We start from the raw sequence: 18081 nt of genomic DNA, 5'->3' as shown, positions 1-18081 counted from the left end.
TAAATACAATCAAAATGATGCGTTTACGGCAAAAAATCCAAAACATTTAACCCCCACTCCACCGCCGCATTTCCATCTACACTTTTCCCAACAATCATTACAAAAAATGACTAATTAATACGGATTTAAATATACGATAGCGCACGACCTTACGTTTTCCCGACACCCCCGTAACTTCCGGAACGCGTCGCTCCGGACACGGCCCGCAGGCGCATCGCTGCAGGCCGTCGACAGCCGCTCGTCACGGGATCGCTTTTCAACCGGAGCCCCCCATGGCAACGAACATGCCTGTGAACGGCAGCGCGAACACGAACAGCCTGCTGCAACAGGCGGCGCAATCGATCATCAACGGCTCGACCGGCAATCCGTCGATGGATGTCGGCTCGCTCGTCACGACGCTGGTGAACGCGAAGACGGCCGGCCGGGCCGCAGCGCTCGCCGCGTCGCAGCAGACCGGCACCACGCAGATTTCCGCATTCGGCGCGCTGTCGTCCGCGCTGGGCGCGCTCGAGGCGGGCCTCGCCACGCTGGCGAATGGCGGGCTGCAGTCGACGTTCACCGCGGTCGCGAGCGGCAAGGGCCTGACCGCGACGCCGAGTGCAGGCGCGGTTGCCGGCACCTACACGGTCGGCGTCACGCAGATCGCGACCGCGCAGGCGCTGGTTTCGTCGGGCTTCGACGGGAAGAAGGCGCTCGGCACCGGCACACTGACGCTATCGCTCGGCAGCCAGTCGTTCAAAGTCGACGTCAACGGCACGAACAACACGCTGACAGGCATCGCGGCCGCGATCAACTCCGCAGCGAACAACCCGGGGATCAGCGCGACGGTCATCAACGGCACCGACGGCGCGCACCTCGTGCTCGCGTCGTCGAAGACGGGCTCGGCGAGCACGATCAGCGTCGCGGTCGGCAACGTGGCCAACGACAACGGGCTGTCGAACCTCGGCGTCACGTCGACGGCCGACACGACGGGCGGCCCGTCGAAGATCGACTCGGCGAACAGCGCGGCCGCGTGGCGGCAAAGCGCCGTCGCGCAGGACGCGAAGTTCACGGTCAGCGGCATCGCGTCGACCAGCGCGAGCAACACGGTGTCGGGCGTGCTGAACGGCGTCACGCTGAACTTGTCGGCGGCTGCGGTCAGCGCAACCGATACGCAGACGCTGACGGTCAGCCCCGACACGAAGTCGCAGGCGGCCACGATCACGAATTTCGTGAACCTGTACAACGCCGTCGTCAAGACGACGGGCGCGCTGTCGAGCTATACGCCAGGGGCGAGCGCGCAGGGCCCGCTGATCGGCGATTCGACGCTGCTCACGATCCGCAACTCGCTCGCGTCGATCATCGCGCGCGGCGTTCCCAACAAGAACGGCGACGGGCACACGAACCTGACGGCGATCGGCGTCTCACTCGAGAAGGACGGCACGCTGAGGGCCGACAGCGCGAAGCTCGACAGTGCGCTGACCAACAACCCGTCGGGGGTCGCGCACCTGTTCAACTCGACGAACGGGATAGGCAAGCAACTGACCGACCGGATCGCGACCTTCACGAAGCGGGGCGGGATGATCGACCTGCGCACGAACGCGCTGGGCGCCGACCTGAAGCGCATCACGCAGCAACAGACGAATCTGGCCGACTACGCCGCGCAACTGACCAAGCAGTACCAGGCGCAGTTCACGGCACTCAACGCGCTGATGGCCAAGATGAACTCGAACCAGCAGTACCTGACGCGGCTGTTCGGCGGTGCCAACAGCAGCGGCACGCTGGCGAGAAAGTGACGAGCGTCCGGGCCGACCGACGCTCGTGGTGGCGGCGGCCGGCCAATGGGCCGACCGGCTCGCGCCGCCGCGCACGGTGTCCCGCCCGGAAACCTCACTCACGCCCGGCAGTGCGCGAGCCTGCGCCGGGTTCGGTTGCCCGTCTCGCACCGTCAACCTCGGACGGCAGCGCACGCACGATTACGCAGCGATCCGCCTCCGGAAATGCTCGGTGCCAGCCACGATCTTGTCGAGCACCGCATCGAGCGCCCAGAATCGCTCACGCACGTCGTAGTCGATCACGCGGCAACGGATCGACGCGAAGGTGCCGATTCGCTGGTGATAGAGCTTCGCGAGCGCCGGGTACCCCAGCGCCTCCGACACCGCCGAGACGACGAGGAACGTCGACAGCTCGTCGGCCAGCGCCGGATTCGACGCCCCTTGCGTGCGCAACCACCGGTACAGGTCCGGATGGAAGTTCGTGAACACGCCGTTGAAGCCGGCGGAACCCGCCTTCATCGCGTCCCACGCAATCGCGGCGTTCGCGTTGAGGATCTTCAGCGGCGAGCCCTCGGCGAGTGCGACCCTCCGCTTCACCGTCTCCAGGTCGCAGCTCACGTCCTTCAGCATGACGAAGCGGCCCGTATCGATGCACGCACGCAGTTCATCATCCGACAGCAACCGCCGGTAAGGCGCCGGACACTCGTACAGCCCGAGCGGCAGGTCCGACGGCAAACGCGCGAGCAGCCGGTGCAGATGGTCGAGCAGCGCGGCACTGCCCTTGCGCTGCGGATCGAGCCGATTGGTCACGAGCACGACGCCCTGCGCGCCCGATTCGGCCGCCGCGCACAGCTCCTCGGCCTGCGCGTCGAGATCGTCGCTGATGTGCCCGGACGCGACGACGGGCACGCGCCCGGCCACCCGCTCGACCACGAAGCGCGCGAGTTCCGCGCGTTCGGCCAGGCTCAGGAACTGCATCTCGCTCGACTGCGCGACCGCGAACAACGCATCGGCGCCGTGCGCCAGATACCATTCGATGAGCCGCTCGAGCCCGGCGTAGTCGATCGCGCCGGTGTCGTCGAACGGCGTCAGCATCACCGGGACGATGCCCTCGATGGTCACGTTCGATTGCTGCGGGTGTTGCATCTGTTTCTCCTTGCTTCAGTGAATGCGTGGCGCATACCGCGTGCTCAGGCCGGCAACGGCCCGGGCGCGGCGTTCGCGGCCTGCTCGGGAATCGGCTTGCGCACCAGCAGCAGGTAGGCCATTGCACCGGCGAACGCGATCGCCGCGGCCGCCAGCAGCGCCGGCACGAACGACCACTTCTGCGCAATGATGCCCGTCAGGATCGGCGCGAGCGCGCCGCCGATGAAACCGCCGAAATTCTGGATCGCGCCGAGCGACGCAATGCGGCTCGGCGGCGCGGCTGCCGTCGCGAGCGCCCACGAGCAGGCCGACGCCGCGTTGGCGAGAAAGATCACGACCGAAATGCACGCAAGCGCCACCGTGTTGCTCTGTACGAGCGCGGCAGGAACCGTGAACGCGACCATCCCGAGCATCGCGACCACCACCGCATTGCGCCGGCTCACGACCGGCGAACGGCTGCGGCGCGTGACGAGGTCCGACAGCCAGCCGGCCAGCAGCGAGCCGACGAATCCGCACAGGAATGGCACCGACGCGGCAAAACCGGTGCGGATCAGGCTCATGTGCCGCTCCATCGTCAGGTAGCCCGGCAGCCAGGTGAGGTACACCCAGTTCAGGTACACGGAGCCGAAAAAGCCGATCAGCATCCCCCAGGTCGTGCCGTGCGAGAACAGGCCGCGCCATTCGGCGAACGTCAGTTTCGGCGCCGCGACCGCGCTTTGCGCGTCGGCGTCGAGGTAATTGCGCTCGGTGGCAGTCAGTTGCGCGCGCACCGGATCGCGATACAGCGCGAACCAGACGACGGCGACGACGAGACCGGCTGCGCCCGTCGCGATGAACGCCCAGCGCCAGTCGAGCGATGCGACGAGGATCGACAGCAGCAACGGCGCGAGCGCGGTGCCGAGCGGCGACGCGGCGTTGAAGATGCCGGTCGGCGTGCCACGCGCGCGCAGCGGAAACCAGTTGCTCACCACCCGCGCGGCCGACGGGAACTGCGGCGCCTCGCCGATGCCGAGCACGATGCGCGCGACGATGAACCAACCGAAGGTCGATACGATGCCGCCCGCCGCTTGCGCGATCGACCACACGATCAGGCCGATCCCGAGCAGCCGGCGCGGCCCGATGCGGTCGACCAGCCCGCCGACCGGGAACTGGCACAGCGCATAGCTCCACGAGAAGGCCGACAGCAGCAGCCCCATCTGCGCGAGCGACAGGCCGAGATCGGCGCGGATCGCCGAACTCGCGACGGCCAGCGTGCCGCGATCGAGGTAGTTGACGATGCCGCTCACCATCAACAGCGCGAGCGCGATGCGTTGCCCGCGCCGGATACGCGGCGGTGCGGGCGGAACGGTCGGGGTTTCGTTCATTGCGGTTGTCTCCATGTCAGTGATATGGGCCGGTTCCGGCCTGTCCGTCTGATGCGGAATTCAGCATTCCAGGCGCGCCACTTCGTCGTGCGTCGGAATCGAGGTCTGCGCGCCGTAGCGCGTCACGCTGATCGCGGCCGCGCGCTGGCCGAAGCCGATCGCGTCGTCCATCGACGCACCGCCCGCGCGGGCGGCCGCGAACCCGCCGACGAACGTGTCGCCGGCCGCGGTCGTATCGACGGCGACCACCGACATCGCCCGCAGGCGCCCGTTGCCCGCACCGCCGCGCCAGCACACGCCGCGCGCGCCGAGCGTGACCAGCACGTTGCCCACGCCCTTCGCGCACAGCGCATCGGCGGCGCGCACGGCGGACGCATCGTCGCCGACGGCGATGCCGGTCAGCGACTCGGCTTCGGTTTCGTTGACGACGAGGTAGTCGACCCGTGCGAGCAGCGCATCGAACAGCGGCTGCGCGGGCGCGGGGTTGAGCAGCACCGGCGTGTGGTGTGCGGAGGCACAGGCGATGGCACGCGCGACGGTGGCGACCGGCACTTCAAGCTGGCTCACGAGCATCGCCGCCCCGGCGATCGCTTCGCGCGCCGCGTCGATCCGGTCGGCATCGAGACGCGCATTCGCGCCGGGCACGACGACGATGCTGTTCGCGCCGCCCTCGTCGACCGTGATCGTGGCCACCCCGGTCGCGGTGCCGCCGATCCGGTCCAGGTGCGTCACGTCGATGCCCTCTGCCGACAGCGCGTCGTGCAGGCGCGCACCGAACGCGTCGTCGCCGACGCAGCCGATCATCGCGACCGACGCGCCCAGGCGCGCAGCCGCGACCGCCTGGTTCGCCCCCTTGCCGCCATGGACGGTCTGGAAATCGGTGCCGAGCAGCGTCTCGCCCGGCACCGGCAGGCGCGGCGCACGTGTGACGAGGTCGATGTTCACGCTGCCGACGACGGCGATGCGCGGGGGATAGGCGTAGCTCATTTCCAGATGTAACCGCTTACATTTACAGCGGACAAAATGGCCGGAATGGCCGTCGTCGATGAAAATTTCACGATATGGATAGAATATGGGTCTGACATCATACGGAAGCGCGTCAAGATAGCGCTTACATTCTCACAGGGTCGAGCGAGAATGCAAGCGGCGCCACCACGAATCGAGGGTAAACAATGACGCATTTGACAACGCACCGCGCCGGCACCGCCGCCACGCCGGGAGCCGGCCAATGAGCACGCCACCGTCCCGCAGCGGCGCGCCCCGCGCACGCCGCGGCAGCGGCCGCTCAGTGCTCGGCGATGTCGCGAAGCTGGCCGGCGTATCGACCGCGACCGTTTCGCGCGTGTACAACGATCCCGGCAAGGTGTCCGCCGACGTGCAGCAACGCGTGCGCGACGCGGCGCGCACGCTGAACTGGATTCCGAATGCAGCGGGTCGTGCACTCGCGTCCACGCGCACCCACATCACGGGCGCGATCATTCCGACGCTCGACGACCAGGTGTTCGCATCGCAAGTCGCGGGCATGCAGACGGTCATGGCCGAGCACGGCATCACGCTGTTCCTCGGCTGCTCGAACTACGATCCCGCGCAGGCGCTGGACCAGGTGCGCGCGATGCTGTCGCGCGGCGTGGAAGCCGTGTCGCTCGTCGGCGAAGCGTATCCGCCGGAACTGTTCGAACTGCTTGCGATGCACCGCGTGCCGTACGTCGTCACTTATGCGTATCGCGACGACAGCCCGCACTGCTGCATCGGCTTCGACAACCGCGCGGCGTTCGCGCGGCTCACCACCCATCTGCTCGATCTCGGCCATCGCGATTTCGCGATCATCATGCAGCCGTCCGCCGACAACGACCGCGTGCAGGCCCGCCTGCGCGGCATTCACGACACGCTGGCCGCGCGCGGGCTCGCGGTGCGGCCCGTCCATCAGCACGAAGGTGCGGCCACGATCGCGTTCGGGCGGGCGAGCCTGCGCGCGATCGCCGACAGCGACGCGGCCACGCGGCCTACGGCCGTGATCTGCGGCAACGACGCGCTCGCACTGGGCGCGTTGCTCGAGGCGCAGGCGCTCGGCATCGACGTGCCCGCGCAATTGTCGATTACCGGGTTCGACGACATCGCGCTTGCGCGCGAGATCCAGCCGCCGCTGACGACGATGTGGGTCGACACCAACGCGATCGGGCGCCAGGCCGCGCGGGCCTTGCTCGACGCGCTCGAGAACGGTGCAACGGGGCCGGGTCATGCGGTGCTGCCGGAGTTGCGCATGCGTGAATCGGCTGCGGCGCCGGCGCAGGTTCGGCCAGGACGTAAAAAATAACGACGCGCCGGGCGGCTTCGGCTGCCCGGCTTGATCGTCACTGCATCACGTCGACCGGCAGCGTCTTGTCGAGATTGTCGTGCCACGCCAGGATGGTCTTCGGCACGCGCTTCTTCCACGCCGGCACGTTCGTGTAATAGCGCATCCTGACATCGTTCTTCGCGTCGAACACGAGCAGCCCGATCCACAGATCGTTACCGCGGCGCATCACGATCGCGGCATTCGTCGTCGCGATGCCGCGCACCCAGTACGACGCCACATGCGCGTTCAGCCCGTCGAGATCCTTTTCGTCGGCGCTGTAATTGACGTTGTCGACGAGCGTCTGGTAATCGGCGCCGAGCAGCTTGTGCGCGGTCGCGTTCTGCGTCGCGTCGTCGACGACCTTGAGGCTCAGCAGGTCGGCCGCCGGTTTGGCCTGGAACTGCGACGCGGTCACATACTGGCCGCCGTAGAAAACACCCGAGCCCGCACCGCAATCGACATCCGCGCCGTGCTGCGTGACGCCGATGCGCCCGCCCTTCCGTTCGAAATCGAGCCGGCACTTGTCCTTGCGATAGGTGCCGCTGTCGCCGTGCAGCACGATGTCGCCATCGAGCCCGCCCGTATTCGCGCCGTTGTTGCCGCCCAGCTCGAAATGCAGGCGCGGCGCCGTGCCGGTGAACGTCAGCACGCCGCCAAACGACGGATTGTCGCTCGTCATGTACCACGTCTGCTGCCAGCGGTCGGCAGCCAGCGGCTTGCCGTTCAGGCTCGCGAGCCGTTCGCGGTAGCGATCGCCGAGGCACTGCCCGTCGCCGCCGCACCGGTCGCGCTGTTTGAGCCACTTCAGCTGCGCGGCTTTCAGCGCGGCCGTATCGCCGCCTTTTCCGAGTGCCTGCTTCCACGCCACCGCCAGGTCGCCGTCGAGCTTCGACAGCGCGGCGTCCGCGCAGATTGCCTTCTCGGTTGGCGAAGCGGCTTTCGCGCAGTCGAAGCCCGCGGCATGCGCGGCGAGCGGCAGCAGTGTCAGCAACGCGGCGGCTGCGATGGATCGCAGGTGCGTGTGTCGCACAGCACTGGCGGAAATTGCGGTTTGCCCGCGCGCATTCTTTTGGTTCTGGATGGTCATCGGCTTGACTCGTCGCTGGATCGCGCGCCTGTAGAAGCTACCTGCACGCGGCATTCGAGGTAAAAACGCCCGGCCCGGCATGCGGCGCATGCCGTTGCTCGCCGAAGCCTAACCCGAATGCGCGGCGCCGATCAATCGATGGTCGATGTCAGCGCAACCGTTCCCGTACCCACGCTGCATTGCACGATGCCGTCGCGCAATGCGGCTTCCACCGCAGCATCGATGATGCCGATGAACACCATCACGCCGTCTCCTTCGTGCGGGGCCAACCCTTCGTCTTCCATCGACGAGAACCGGATACGCCGCGCGGCGACCTGGCACACGCGCGTGGCGACCGTGCCCTGCACATCGGCCACGCGCACGATGCCCTTCGCGCGCAGGATCGTGCGCGGCAACGCCTTCAGCCACGCACGCAGCCGCGCCTTGTCGAGCAGGTCCGGCGCGGCGACGGTGACGCTTGCGAATGCCGGCATCGCGTCATGTCCGATCGGCCGGCGCGAACGCGCCAAACCCGCCGGCGTCGCGCCACGATCGGGCACCGCCGCATCGAACAGCAGCGCGAGCGGAATCTCGCCATGGCGCGCGGCGACGACGATGTCGGTCGGCGCACACGCGCGCACGTCGTCGAGCACCGCGTCGCGCCGTTCCGGCCCAACGCAATCGAGCTTGGTCACGACGATCGCGCCCGCGCCGTCGAGCTGGCGCTGCGCCATCGCGCCGACGAGCGGATCGGCGAGCGTATCGCGCCACGCGAGCGCGTCGGCGACGACGAGCACCGACGTCAGCCGAAATGCACCGTTCAGCAGTCCGATCTGCGCGATCTTCGCGGGATCGGCCACGCCGCTCGCTTCGACGAGCAGCAGTTCGGGCCGCACGTCGCGCGTCGCGACGCGTGTCAGTGCATCGACGAGCGCGCCGCCGATCGTGCAGCAGATGCAGCCGTTGTCGAGTTCGATCACGTCGTCGCCGCGCGCTCGCACGAGCCGCGCATCGATGTTCACCGCGCCGAAATCGTTGACGAGCACCGCGATGCGCCGGCCATGCGGCGCCTGCAGGATCGCGTTGACGACCGTCGTCTTGCCCGCGCCGAGATAGCCGCCGATCACCGCGAGGTCGATCGGTGCAGGCGCGGCCGCAGTGGGCAGGACGGCGCCGGCCTGCGCGCTCATCGCGGCGACCGGAACACGCGCCCGCCGAGCACGGTGCCCCACACGGCGAGTTCCTTCAATCGTGCGGGTGCGCAGACCGACGGATCATCGTCGAGCACCGCGAAATCCGCGAACTTGCCGATCTCGATGCTGCCGACGAGATGATCCATCCGCAACGTATAGGCCGCGCCGAGCGTGATCGCATGCAGTGCATCGTCGACCGTCAGCCGCTCGCCTTCGCCGAGCACGCGCCCGGACGCCGTCTCGCGCTGCACCGCGCACCATGCGGTGAACAGCGGATTCAGCGGCGTGATCGGCGCATCCGAATGCAAGGCGAACGGAATGCCGAGCCGCTGTGCCGAGCCAGCCGCATCCATCCGGTTCGCACGATCGGGGCCGATGGTCTGGCTGTAATGCGCGTCACCCCAGTAGTACAGATGATTCGCGAAGAAGTTCACGCACATCCCGAGCGCGCGAACGCGCTTCAACTGCGCGACGTCCGCCATCTGGCAATGCTGCAGCGTATGGCGATGATCGGGGCGCGGATGACGCGCGAGCAGCGTCGCCATCGCGTCGAGCACGACGTCGGTCGCTTCGTCGCCGTTGGTATGCACGTGCAGTTGCAGCCCCGCGCGATGAAACGGCTCGAACACGTCGACAAGCTGGGCGGGCGGAATCAGCCACAGCCCGTTCGGCTGCCCGCCCGCGTAACCGGGCCAGCGCACACGTGCGGTGAAGCCCTGGATCGAGCCGTCGACGATGAACTTCACCGGCCCGAAATGCAGCTTGTCGGTATTGCGCTCGATCTCCGCCAGCACGCTGTCGGCCGAGCGCGCCGGATTGCGCTGCGGCGCGAACGCCGGCACGATCCGCACCGGGTAATCGGGATCGGCGGTGACCTCGCGCAGCGTGCGGTTGCCGTCGGCCGACAGGTCGTTGACGAGATCGGTGGCCGTCGTCACGCCCGCGAGCTGCGCGACGCGCCCGAAATTCCAGACGGCATGCGGTTTCTCGCTCGCGGAAATCGCGAGCTTGCCGCCGATCGTCTGATACACCGGCAGCATCGCCGCGAACTCCTGCAGCTCGCCGGTCGGGCGGCCGTCGGCATCGCGCGTCACGCCGTCGATGTCGGTGTCCTCGTCGATGCCGGCGCGCGCGAGCATCGCGCCGTTCACGTTCATCAGGTGCACGCTCGCATGCAGGATCGCGATCGGCCGCTGCGCCGACACGCGGTCGAGTTCGTGCGCGGTCAGCCGCGCGGTGCCGAAGAAGATCGGATCGAAGCCCCACGCGAGCAGCGGCCCGTCGTCGGTCATCGCGCGCTCGGCTTCCGCGAGCCGTTCGAGCACCGCGCCGAGCGAGCGGAGCCCCGGCCACAGCGTGCCGTCGGGGCCGCGCCGGTCGTAGTAGCCGACGTACACGGCGTCCCACATCGCGCCTTCCATCAGGTGGCAATGCCCTTCGACGAGCCCCGGCATCAGCACCTTGTCGCGCAGCGTGTCGTCGGTCGTGCACGCGCCGAACCGCGCGTGCCACGTGGCGGCGTCGGCCGCGTCGCCGACCGCGAGGATGCGGCCGTCGCGCACGGCGACGTGCGTGGCCGACGGCTGCGCCGGGTTCATCGTCAGGATGCGGCGCGCCGTGAACACCGTCACGGGCGCGGCCGGGGTTGCGGATGCTGGCATGGGATGCGGTTCTCCTTGCGGCGGAACGCCGATGCGTCAGGATACGGCGTATTGCTTCACGGGACGGCCGTGCAGCATCGCATGCACGGCCGCGACGACGAGCACGTTGACGACGAGGCACACGAGGCCGAGGTTGATGCCGCCGAAGTCGACATGGAGCACGTAGAAGATCATCGCGAGCACCTGGCCGCAGATCATCCCGGCCCCGACGGCGACGGGCCGCACCCGGCGCCCCGCGAGCAGGATCAGCACGCCCGGCAGGAACTGCGTGACGCCGTAGTACGTGGTGTTGATCAGCGTGAGCATCAGGTTCGGCGTGAGCATCGTGGTCGCGATCGACAGCAGCAGGTAGCCGACGATCACGTATTTCGCCGCGCGCTTCTGGCGCGATTCGGGCAGGTTCGGCATCAGGTTGCGCGTGACGATCGGCCCGATCGCGAGGCAGATGCCGGCCAGCACGAGCAGCCCCGACAACGCGGCGCCGGCCGCGACGAGGCCGATCAGCCAGCCGGGCAGCAGGTGCGTGACGGCGGCGAAGAACGCGTCGTTCGGCGACGCGAGCGTCAGGTTCGCGGTGATCGCGTAGTACGACGCGATCACGAGGAACGGATACATCAGCATGTACAGCGGCATCACGACCTGCGTGCGCCGGATCGCGTCCGGCCCGCGTGCGGTGAAGAAATTCTGCGCGGCGAACGGCATCAGGTAGAAGCCGAGCGACTGGAACAGCATCGTGCTCATCGAGAAGCGCAGCTGCGATCCGCTCATCGTGTTGCTGACCTGCCGGCTCGCGGCGTCGAACACCGGATGCACGCCGCCCACCTGCCACGCGACGGCCACGCCCGTCACGACGATCGCGAGCAGCATCAGGATGTCCTTCAGGATCGCGATGTACGCCGACGCGCGCACGCCGGAGATCGCGATATAGGTGAACGCGAGCGCCGCGCACACGAGGATCAGGTACAGCGGCTCGACGTGCCAGCCGAGCCCCTTGAGCGCCGCGACGAGCCCGGTGAACTGCAGCTGCCCCCACGGGATCAGGAACAGGATCGATGCGCACGCAACGACCAGCTCGAGCCCGCGGCTGCGGTAATGGCCCTTGAACAGGTCGGGCAGCGTGATCGCGTTGTGGCGCTTGCCGGCCTCCCAGATCTTCGGGCCGACGAAATAGCCGATCGGGTAGGCGAGCAGGATGTAGCCGAGGAACCACACGCCGTAGGTCGGCCCTTTCGCGTAGATGCCGCCGGGGAAGCCGACCATCGTGCCGATGCTGTAGATCTCGCCAGCGGTCAGGAAGAACACGAGCGCCGTGCCGAACTGGCGCGACGCGACGAAGAAGTCATGCACGCTCTGCTTGCCGCGGCCACGGCCGGATCGAATGGCGAGATAGAGCGACAGCGCGATCAGCGCGGCGAAGACGACCGTGGACATGCGCACCTCTGCGAAGGAAAGGAATGCGTAGGGTTCGCCGGAAAGCGCGGGCGGCCGGCGGTCCGCGGGAAGCGGATGCGTGCGCTAGGCGGCGCCGCTCGCGCGGCGGTCGAACAGCATCCAGCACGCGAACAGGCAGCCGGACGTCAGCACGAACCACGCGAAGATCCACATGAAGATGAACGGCACGCCCAGCACGTAGCGATCCTGCGCGGCCGCCCAGGGCAGCACGCCGATCACGCCGAGATACGGAATACCGATGCCGATCAGGTACCTGAGCATGCGTGTCTCCTCGAAAGCGGGTTCGTACGGAAGGGTCGTACGCGGGGGCGGCCGATGTCGCGTGGTCGACATCCACCGTCGAATCCAGTATTCGAAGACAAAAAGGCGCGGGATAGTGCCAGACGCGGGCAATCGCTTGGGCCAGTGGCCTGCGAACCGGTGCGGGCCGCCGCTGCCCGGTCAATGCGGAAGCGATCGGAGCGGCAACGCGACGTCGCTCCGCCTCGGACGACGCTTGCCGGCACGCCCCGGGCCGGCGTCAGCCGTCGACCGGCGCCAGCTCGTAACTCGTGCTCCGGCCGCCGGACGACGAGCGGCGCAGCACGCCGTGCTCGACGAGTTCGGTGATGTCCCGCAGCGCGGTGTCTTGCGAGCACTTCGCGAGCGCCGCCCACTTGGTGGAAGTCAGCTTCCCCTCGAAGCCGTCGAGCAGGCGATTCATGACCTTGACCTGGCGTGCGTTCATCGCGAAACCGGCACAGCGTTGCCAGAAGCGTGCTTTCACCAGCACCGCGTCGAGCGTCGTGTGCGCGTGATCGATGGCCCTGCCGAGCGCGGTCAGGAACCACGCAAGCCATTCGGTGACGTCGAGCGAGCCGCGCTGCGTCCGCTCCAGCACGTCGTAATACGCGTTGCGCTCGCGCTGGATTTGCGCCGACAGGCTGTAGAAGCGCTGCGGACTGCGGTCGGCGCGCGCGAGGACCAGATCCCCGAGCGCGCGTGCAATCCGGCCGTTGCCATCGTCGAACGGATGGAGCGTGACGAACCACAGATGGGCGAGGCCGGCCCGGATCAGCAAGGGCTCGACCGGTGCGGCATTGAGCCACGCGAGAAAGCGCGCGGTCTCGCCGGCGAGGCGCGCGGCGGGCGGCGCCTCGAAATGCACGCGCTGCCGGCCGATCGGACCGGACACGACCTGCATCGGCCCGGTGGCGTCGGTGCGCCAGCCGCCGACCGTGATCCGCGACATCCCCGAGTAGCCGGTCGGGAACAGCGCCGCATGCCACCCGAACAGACGGGCGTCCGTGACCGGCGCCGCCGCATGGGTCGTCGCGTCCAGCACCATGTCGACCACGCCCTCGACGTGACGATCGACCGGCGCCAGCGCGCCGATATCGACGCCGAGCCGGCGCGCGATCGACGAGCGCACCGACGCCACGTTCAGGCTTTCGCCCTCGATGGCGCTGGTCTTGACGACGTCTTCCGTCAGCGCGGCCAGGCTGGCCTCGTCGCGCAATGCCAGGCCGACATCCGCCAGCCGCCCGGCCAGCATGCCTTGCGCACGGCTGACGTCGGCGAGTGGCGTCGCCAGTGCAGGGAGGTCGAAGCGCCACGCGGGCCAGTCGGCCGACTCCCAGATGTAGGTGTAATCTCCGCTCATGATGCGGAGATTATCGCACCGATTCACCGCATGACTCAATATTCTCCGCATATTCTGCGGAGAATAGCCCTTCATTCCCCGCAACCCTGCCCGTTACCGCGCCCGCCCGGCTCCGCCCTTCCCCGCCGGCGCAGCCTCGCCGAGCCGTTCCGCGAGAAACCCGATGAACGTGCGCAGCGTGACGAACCCTTCCCGATGCTGCGGAAACACCGCATTGAGCGTGATCGGCGACGGCGCATACGCGTCGAGCACCGGCACAAGCGCGCCACTGTCGAGCGCGCCGCCGACGATGAAATCCGGCAGCAGCGCGATGCCGAGCCCCGCGATCGCCGCGTCGCGCACCACCTCGCCGTTGTTCGCGACCAGCGGCCCCTGCACGTCGAACGTGCGCGCCGCGCCGTCGACGCGGAATTCCCAGCCGATGCGCCGCTCGCGCCCGTACAGCACGCACGTATGGCCGGCGAGATCGGCCGGCGTCTGCGGCGTGCCCTGCCGCTTCAGGTAGGCGGGGCTCGCGCACGCAATCATCCGCCATGCGCCGAGCGGGCGCGCGATCAGCGTCGAATCCTCGAGCGAGCCGATCCGCAGCACGAGATCGAAGCCCTCGCCGATCAGGTCGACGCGCCGGTCGGTCAGGTCGAGGTTCAGCCGCACGGCCGGGTGCGCGGACAGGAATTCGGCGATCAGCGGCGACACGTGCGTGATCCCGAACGACAGCGGCGCGCTGATTTTCAGCGACCCGTGCAGCTCGGTGCTGCGCACTGACATCGCCTGCTCGGCATCGGCGATCTCCGCGAGGATCCGCTGCGCGCGCGCATAGAACTCCTGCCCCGATTCGGTCACCGCGAGATTGCGTGTGTTCCGGTGCAGCAGCCGCACGCCGAGCGACGCCTCCAGCGCCATCGTGCGCCGGCTGACGAACTGCTTGGACAGCATCAGCTGGTCGGCCGCCGCCGTGAAGCTGCCCGCATCGACCGTCGCGACGAAGATCCTGAGATCGTTGAGTTCCATATTGTCCACTCCATAGCGACAGTCATTATCTCTACAACCATTTATTTGTCAAATCGATTGACCTAAGATTCATCTCAACGAACGGCCGGGCTCACTTCCGAGGTCCGGCGTCTTGAGGAACAAAAATCATGATCGAAACCCGTGCAGCAAACCAACGTGGCCGTGCGGAGCATGGCTGGCTCAGCTCCCGTCATACGTTTTCGTTCGCGAATTACTACGATCCGAAGCAAGTCGGCTTTTCCGACCTGCTGGTGATCAACGACGACCGCGTCGCTCCGGGCCGCGGCTTCGGCACGCACCCGCACCGCGACATGGAAATCCTGTCGTACGTGCTCGACGGCGCGCTGGAACACAAGGACTCGATGGGCACCGGTTCGGTGATCGTGCCGGGCGACGTGCAGCTGATGAGCGCCGGCACCGGCGTGCGCCACAGCGAGTTCAACCACTCGCCGGAACTGCCGGTCCACTTCCTGCAGATCTGGGTCGGGCCGGCCGAAAAGGGTGCCGAGCCGCGTTATCAGCAGACGAACGTCACGGCCGACGACAAGCGCGGCAAGCTCGCCCTCGTCGTCTCGCCGAACGGCGACGCCGGTTCGCTGAAGATCCGGCAGGACACGCGGATCTACGCGGGCCTGTTCGACGGCGATGAACGCGCGACGCTGGAACTGGCGCCGAACCGCTTTGCTTACGTGCACGTGGCACGCGGCAGCGTGACGGTCAACGGCGTGGCGCTCGGCGAAGGCGACGGCGTGCGCATCCGCGACGAACAGGCGCTGACGTTCGCCGACGGGAAGGATGCCGAAGTGCTGGTGTTCGACCTGCGTCCGGTCGAAGTAACGGCCGAGTGGGCATGACGCCCGTTCGGGAAACCGGGCCCCGCTGAACGCGGGGCCCTTTTAATCGGAGATTCGCAACATGGCCAAGGTTCTCGTTCTTTACTACTCGTCCTACGGGCACGTCGAAACGATGGCGCAGCACGTCGCGGAGGGTGCGAAATCGGTGCCCGGCGTCGAGGTCACGCTCAAGCGCGTGCCGGAAACGATTCCCGTCGACCAGGCCCGCGCGATCGGCGTGAAGGTCGACCAGGCCGCGCCGGTCGCGACGGTGGACGAACTCGCCGACTACGATGCGATCATCTTCGGCACGCCGACCCGCTTCGGCAACATGGCCGGCCAGATGCGCACGTTCCTCGACCAGACCGGCGGCCTGTGGATGAAGGGCGCGCTCGTCGGCAAGATCGGCAGCGTGTTCGCGTCGACCGGCACGCAGCACGGCGGCCAGGAAACGACGATCACGTCGTTCCACACGACGCTGCTGCATCAAGGGATGGTGATCGTGGGCGTGCCGTATGCGTGCAGCGGCCTCGTCAACATGAACGAAATCACCGGCGGCACGCCGTACGGCGCGACCACGCTCGCGGGCGCGGACGGCAGCCGCCAGCCGAGCGCGAACGAACTCGACATCGCGCGCTACCAGGGCAAGCACGTCGCGGAAATCGCGAGCAAGCTCGCGTCGTAACGCGGCGGCCCGGCCGTTCGGGCAGCCCCGCACATGCGCGAACGGCGCCGGTCGATCCGGCGCCGTTCGCGCTGTGCCCGGGTTCCGGCCGTTACTGGCCCGATGCCGGCGCGGCCGGCGCCGCCTTCGTCGCGGGCGCCTTCTGCGCGGCGTTCTGCGGATAGTTGCTCTGGTCGTTGGTCAACCGGTAGCCGCTGCCCGTGCCGATCGCCTTCAGGTCCGACGCATGCCGCGCCCGCGCGGCCTTGCGGGCCGCCTTCTTCTGCGCCTTGTCGAGCTGCTTCTGCGTCGGCGCGGACGCCGGATCCTGCGCGTATGCCGCCGGCGCGGCGGCCAACAGCAGACCGAACGACGCCGTTACTGCTACTGCCACCGATACCACGCGAGACTGCTTCATGGCCGGATCTCCTTGTCGATTGTTGATAATGGGTCGAACACCGGCGCGCACACGACCGCTTGCGACATCGGCGCCGTTGCAACGTTAGCCGATCAGTATTCGATTGTCCCTGTGCGTTCCTGAATTCTCCTGATAACGGCCACGATACATGCGCACGGCATGCACCGTCGTGTCGGCGCCGCGCCGGCGCCATCAGGGAAACCGATAGCCCGGCCTCGCCCGCCCGGCCGGCGCTCAGATCCAGCGCGACAGCACCGGCAGCAGGATCGGCACGACGAACGCCGTCAACACGCCGTTCAGCCCCATCCCGAGCCCGGCGAACGCGCCGGCTTCCTCGCTGACCTGGAACGCGCGCGCGGTGCCGATTCCGTGCGACGCAACGCCGAGCGCGAAGCCGCGCACGGCCGGTTCGTCGACTCGCAGCGCATTGAGGATCCCGCGTGCGCACACCGCCCCGAAAATCCCGGTCGAGATCACGAGCACGGCGGTGAGCGACGGAATCCCGCCGATTTCGGCCGCGACGGCCATCGCGATCGGCGTCGTCGCCGATTTCGGCGCAAGCGACGCGATCGTCTGGTGCGACGCTCCGAACAGCGCCGCGATGCCGACCGCCGACACGATCGCGGTCAGCGAACCCGCGAGCAGGCCGACCAGCAGCGGCACCGCGGCGCGACGCAGCTTCGACCACTGGCGGTACAGCGGCAGCGCGAGCGCGACGGTCGCGGGGCCGAGCAGGAAGTGGACGAACTGCGCGCCTTCGAAATACGTCGGATACGGCGTGCGGGTGATCGTCAGCAGCACGACGATCAGCGCGACCGCGATCAGCACCGGGTTCGCGAGTGGGTTGAAGCGCGCCCGCGCATAGATGGCCTGCGCGAGCAAATAGGCGATCAGCGTGATGGTCAGGCCCAGCAGCGGGGTCGCGGCGAGATAGACCCAGATCGCGCCGAGTTTCGGGAAGGCCGTCATTGCATGCCCTCCGCCGCGCCGCCCGCGCGCCGCTGGCGCCGCAGCAGCGCGCGCGTGACGAGCGCCGTGACCGCGATCGCGAGCGTGGTGCTCACCGCCAGCGCGACGACGACCGCGACCGCATCGCCGCGCACGCGATCGGCCGACACCATGATGCCGACGCCGGCCGGCACGAACAGCAGCGACAGATGGCGCAGCAGCTCGAGCGCGGTGGGCTCGATCGCGTCGGCCACCTGCGGGCGCAGCATCACGAAGCCGAACAGCAGCAGCATGCCGATCACCGGGCCCGGCACCGGCAGGCCGAACAGGTAGGACACGCCTTCCCCGAGACACTGGAAGGTCAGCAAGACCGCGAACGCCTGCAGCATGAACCGCTTCTCCCGAACGGGGCCGCGCTGCCGGGCGGCCGCGCGACCGATGGCCGGCGGGTTGCGGCGCCGGCGTGAACGATACGCGCGATCGTACCAACAATGCCGGCGGCACGGGTGCGATCGTGCGCTGGCGCGATTGTGTGATCGCCATGCAACCGTTTCTCCCGACCCACTGCCGGGCATGCACGAAACGCCCATACGC

Annotated in this window: 17 protein-coding genes; 4 read left to right on the top strand and 13 right to left on the bottom strand. The window is 68.0% G+C overall.

Annotated features, from left to right (window positions below):
* Positions 1-272 precede the first annotated feature (272 nt).
* Positions 273-1775 carry a flagellar filament capping protein FliD gene (gene fliD / locus F3J15_RS06540; protein WP_166888928.1) on the top strand — a complete coding sequence of 501 codons (1503 nt, stop codon included), beginning with the start codon at positions 273-275 and terminating at the stop codon, positions 1773-1775.
* A gap of 180 nt (positions 1776-1955) precedes the next feature.
* Here the strand turns inward: fliD and F3J15_RS06535 are convergent, their stop codons facing one another.
* The 3 genes from F3J15_RS06535 to rbsK are packed head-to-tail and all read right to left on the bottom strand — an operon-like array spanning position 1956 to position 5251.
* Entirely contained in the window at positions 1956-2900 is a 945-nt protein-coding gene (locus F3J15_RS06535; protein ID WP_166888925.1) for a dihydrodipicolinate synthase family protein, read from the bottom strand.
* 44 nt (positions 2901-2944) lie between these two features.
* Positions 2945-4264 (bottom strand): MFS transporter, encoded by a 1320-nt coding sequence (locus F3J15_RS06530; protein ID WP_166888922.1) that lies wholly within the window; start codon positions 4262-4264, stop codon positions 2945-2947.
* Between the two features lie 60 nt (positions 4265-4324).
* Positions 4325-5251, bottom strand: a complete 927-nt coding sequence (gene rbsK, locus F3J15_RS06525; protein ID WP_166888919.1) for a ribokinase — start codon at positions 5249-5251, stop codon at positions 4325-4327.
* Between the two features lie 241 nt (positions 5252-5492).
* Here rbsK and F3J15_RS06520 point away from each other — a divergent pair, with 241 nt between their 5' ends.
* Positions 5493-6578, top strand: a complete 1086-nt coding sequence (locus F3J15_RS06520) for a LacI family DNA-binding transcriptional regulator (RefSeq protein WP_166888916.1) — start codon at positions 5493-5495, stop codon at positions 6576-6578.
* A gap of 37 nt (positions 6579-6615) precedes the next feature.
* Here the strand turns inward: F3J15_RS06520 and F3J15_RS06515 are convergent, their stop codons facing one another.
* The 7 genes from F3J15_RS06515 to F3J15_RS06485 form a co-directional block, all read right to left on the bottom strand.
* A complete protein-coding gene (locus F3J15_RS06515; RefSeq protein WP_240158706.1) occupies positions 6616-7686 on the bottom strand; it encodes a lysozyme inhibitor LprI family protein in 1071 nt (356 codons plus the stop codon).
* Between the two features lie 131 nt (positions 7687-7817).
* Positions 7818-8855, bottom strand: a complete 1038-nt coding sequence (locus tag F3J15_RS06510) for a GTP-binding protein (RefSeq protein ID WP_166888913.1) — start codon at positions 8853-8855, stop codon at positions 7818-7820.
* On the bottom strand, positions 8852-10519 hold the full coding sequence (locus tag F3J15_RS06505; protein WP_166888910.1) for an amidohydrolase: 1668 nt from the start codon (positions 10517-10519) through the stop codon (positions 8852-8854). The genes F3J15_RS06510 and F3J15_RS06505 overlap by 4 nt, the downstream gene beginning before the upstream one ends.
* A 36-nt stretch (positions 10520-10555) precedes the next feature.
* Positions 10556-11950 carry a sodium:solute symporter family protein gene (locus tag F3J15_RS06500; RefSeq protein ID WP_089459636.1) on the bottom strand — a complete coding sequence of 465 codons (1395 nt, stop codon included), beginning with the start codon at positions 11948-11950 and terminating at the stop codon, positions 10556-10558.
* An 84-nt stretch (positions 11951-12034) separates the two neighbouring features.
* The gene (locus F3J15_RS06495; protein WP_085040323.1) at positions 12035-12232 is read right to left on the bottom strand and encodes a DUF3311 domain-containing protein; all 198 of its coding nucleotides are present in this window, start codon (positions 12230-12232) and stop codon (positions 12035-12037) included.
* Positions 12233-12491: 259 nt separating this feature from the next.
* The gene (locus F3J15_RS06490) at positions 12492-13613 is read right to left on the bottom strand and encodes a Fic family protein (RefSeq protein WP_205190710.1); all 1122 of its coding nucleotides are present in this window, start codon (positions 13611-13613) and stop codon (positions 12492-12494) included.
* Positions 13614-13706: 93 nt separating this feature from the next.
* Positions 13707-14624, bottom strand: coding sequence for a LysR family transcriptional regulator (locus F3J15_RS06485; RefSeq protein ID WP_089448957.1), 918 nt, complete (start codon positions 14622-14624; stop codon positions 13707-13709).
* 128 nt (positions 14625-14752) lie between these two features.
* Between F3J15_RS06485 and F3J15_RS06480 the strand changes: the two genes are divergently transcribed.
* The gene (locus F3J15_RS06480; RefSeq protein ID WP_069249852.1) at positions 14753-15478 is read left to right on the top strand and encodes a pirin family protein; all 726 of its coding nucleotides are present in this window, start codon (positions 14753-14755) and stop codon (positions 15476-15478) included.
* A gap of 61 nt (positions 15479-15539) precedes the next feature.
* Positions 15540-16142 (top strand): NAD(P)H:quinone oxidoreductase, encoded by a 603-nt coding sequence (gene wrbA / locus F3J15_RS06475; protein ID WP_089448958.1) that lies wholly within the window; start codon positions 15540-15542, stop codon positions 16140-16142.
* 91 nt (positions 16143-16233) lie between these two features.
* On the opposite strand, the gene F3J15_RS06470 is transcribed toward wrbA, so the two are convergent.
* The 3 genes from F3J15_RS06470 to F3J15_RS06460 all read right to left on the bottom strand — a co-directional run bounded on the left by F3J15_RS06470 (position 16234) and on the right by F3J15_RS06460 (position 17876).
* A complete protein-coding gene (locus F3J15_RS06470) occupies positions 16234-16539 on the bottom strand; it encodes a hypothetical protein (RefSeq protein WP_089448959.1) in 306 nt (101 codons plus the stop codon).
* A gap of 234 nt (positions 16540-16773) precedes the next feature.
* Positions 16774-17508 carry an LrgB family protein gene (locus F3J15_RS06465; protein ID WP_166888907.1) on the bottom strand — a complete coding sequence of 245 codons (735 nt, stop codon included), beginning with the start codon at positions 17506-17508 and terminating at the stop codon, positions 16774-16776.
* Positions 17505-17876 carry a CidA/LrgA family protein gene (locus F3J15_RS06460; protein WP_166888904.1) on the bottom strand — a complete coding sequence of 124 codons (372 nt, stop codon included), beginning with the start codon at positions 17874-17876 and terminating at the stop codon, positions 17505-17507. Before F3J15_RS06460 ends, F3J15_RS06465 begins: the two co-directional genes overlap by 4 nt.
* Between the last annotated feature and the right edge of the window lie 205 nt (positions 17877-18081).

It is taken from the genome of Burkholderia sp. Ap-955 (assembly GCF_011753045.1).
Classification (GTDB): Bacteria; Pseudomonadota; Gammaproteobacteria; order Burkholderiales; family Burkholderiaceae; genus Burkholderia; species Burkholderia lata_D.
The sequence above is the reverse complement of the archived record's forward strand: the minus strand, read 5'-3'. Positions and strand labels throughout refer to the sequence as shown.

What these genes read in the sequence shown, in the direction of transcription:
- fliD (WP_166888928.1), top strand. Translation starts at nt 273, where the DNA reads ATGGCAACGAACATGCCTGTGAACGGCAGCGCGAACACGAACAGCCTG.
- F3J15_RS06535 (WP_166888925.1), bottom strand. Translation starts at nt 2,900, where the DNA reads ATGCAACACCCGCAGCAATCGAACGTGACCATCGAGGGCATCGTCCCG.
- F3J15_RS06530 (WP_166888922.1), bottom strand. Translation starts at nt 4,264, where the DNA reads ATGAACGAAACCCCGACCGTTCCGCCCGCACCGCCGCGTATCCGGCGC.
- rbsK (WP_166888919.1), bottom strand. Translation starts at nt 5,251, where the DNA reads ATGAGCTACGCCTATCCCCCGCGCATCGCCGTCGTCGGCAGCGTGAAC.
- F3J15_RS06520 (WP_166888916.1), top strand. Translation starts at nt 5,493, where the DNA reads ATGAGCACGCCACCGTCCCGCAGCGGCGCGCCCCGCGCACGCCGCGGC.
- F3J15_RS06515 (WP_240158706.1), bottom strand. Translation starts at nt 7,686, where the DNA reads ATGACCATCCAGAACCAAAAGAATGCGCGCGGGCAAACCGCAATTTCC.
- F3J15_RS06510 (WP_166888913.1), bottom strand. Translation starts at nt 8,855, where the DNA reads ATGAGCGCGCAGGCCGGCGCCGTCCTGCCCACTGCGGCCGCGCCTGCA.
- F3J15_RS06505 (WP_166888910.1), bottom strand. Translation starts at nt 10,519, where the DNA reads ATGCCAGCATCCGCAACCCCGGCCGCGCCCGTGACGGTGTTCACGGCG.
- F3J15_RS06500 (WP_089459636.1), bottom strand. Translation starts at nt 11,950, where the DNA reads ATGTCCACGGTCGTCTTCGCCGCGCTGATCGCGCTGTCGCTCTATCTC.
- F3J15_RS06495 (WP_085040323.1), bottom strand. Translation starts at nt 12,232, where the DNA reads ATGCTCAGGTACCTGATCGGCATCGGTATTCCGTATCTCGGCGTGATC.
- F3J15_RS06490 (WP_205190710.1), bottom strand. Translation starts at nt 13,613, where the DNA reads ATGAGCGGAGATTACACCTACATCTGGGAGTCGGCCGACTGGCCCGCG.
- F3J15_RS06485 (WP_089448957.1), bottom strand. Translation starts at nt 14,624, where the DNA reads ATGGAACTCAACGATCTCAGGATCTTCGTCGCGACGGTCGATGCGGGC.
- F3J15_RS06480 (WP_069249852.1), top strand. Translation starts at nt 14,753, where the DNA reads ATGATCGAAACCCGTGCAGCAAACCAACGTGGCCGTGCGGAGCATGGC.
- wrbA (WP_089448958.1), top strand. Translation starts at nt 15,540, where the DNA reads ATGGCCAAGGTTCTCGTTCTTTACTACTCGTCCTACGGGCACGTCGAA.
- F3J15_RS06470 (WP_089448959.1), bottom strand. Translation starts at nt 16,539, where the DNA reads ATGAAGCAGTCTCGCGTGGTATCGGTGGCAGTAGCAGTAACGGCGTCG.
- F3J15_RS06465 (WP_166888907.1), bottom strand. Translation starts at nt 17,508, where the DNA reads ATGACGGCCTTCCCGAAACTCGGCGCGATCTGGGTCTATCTCGCCGCG.
- F3J15_RS06460 (WP_166888904.1), bottom strand. Translation starts at nt 17,876, where the DNA reads ATGCTGCAGGCGTTCGCGGTCTTGCTGACCTTCCAGTGTCTCGGGGAA.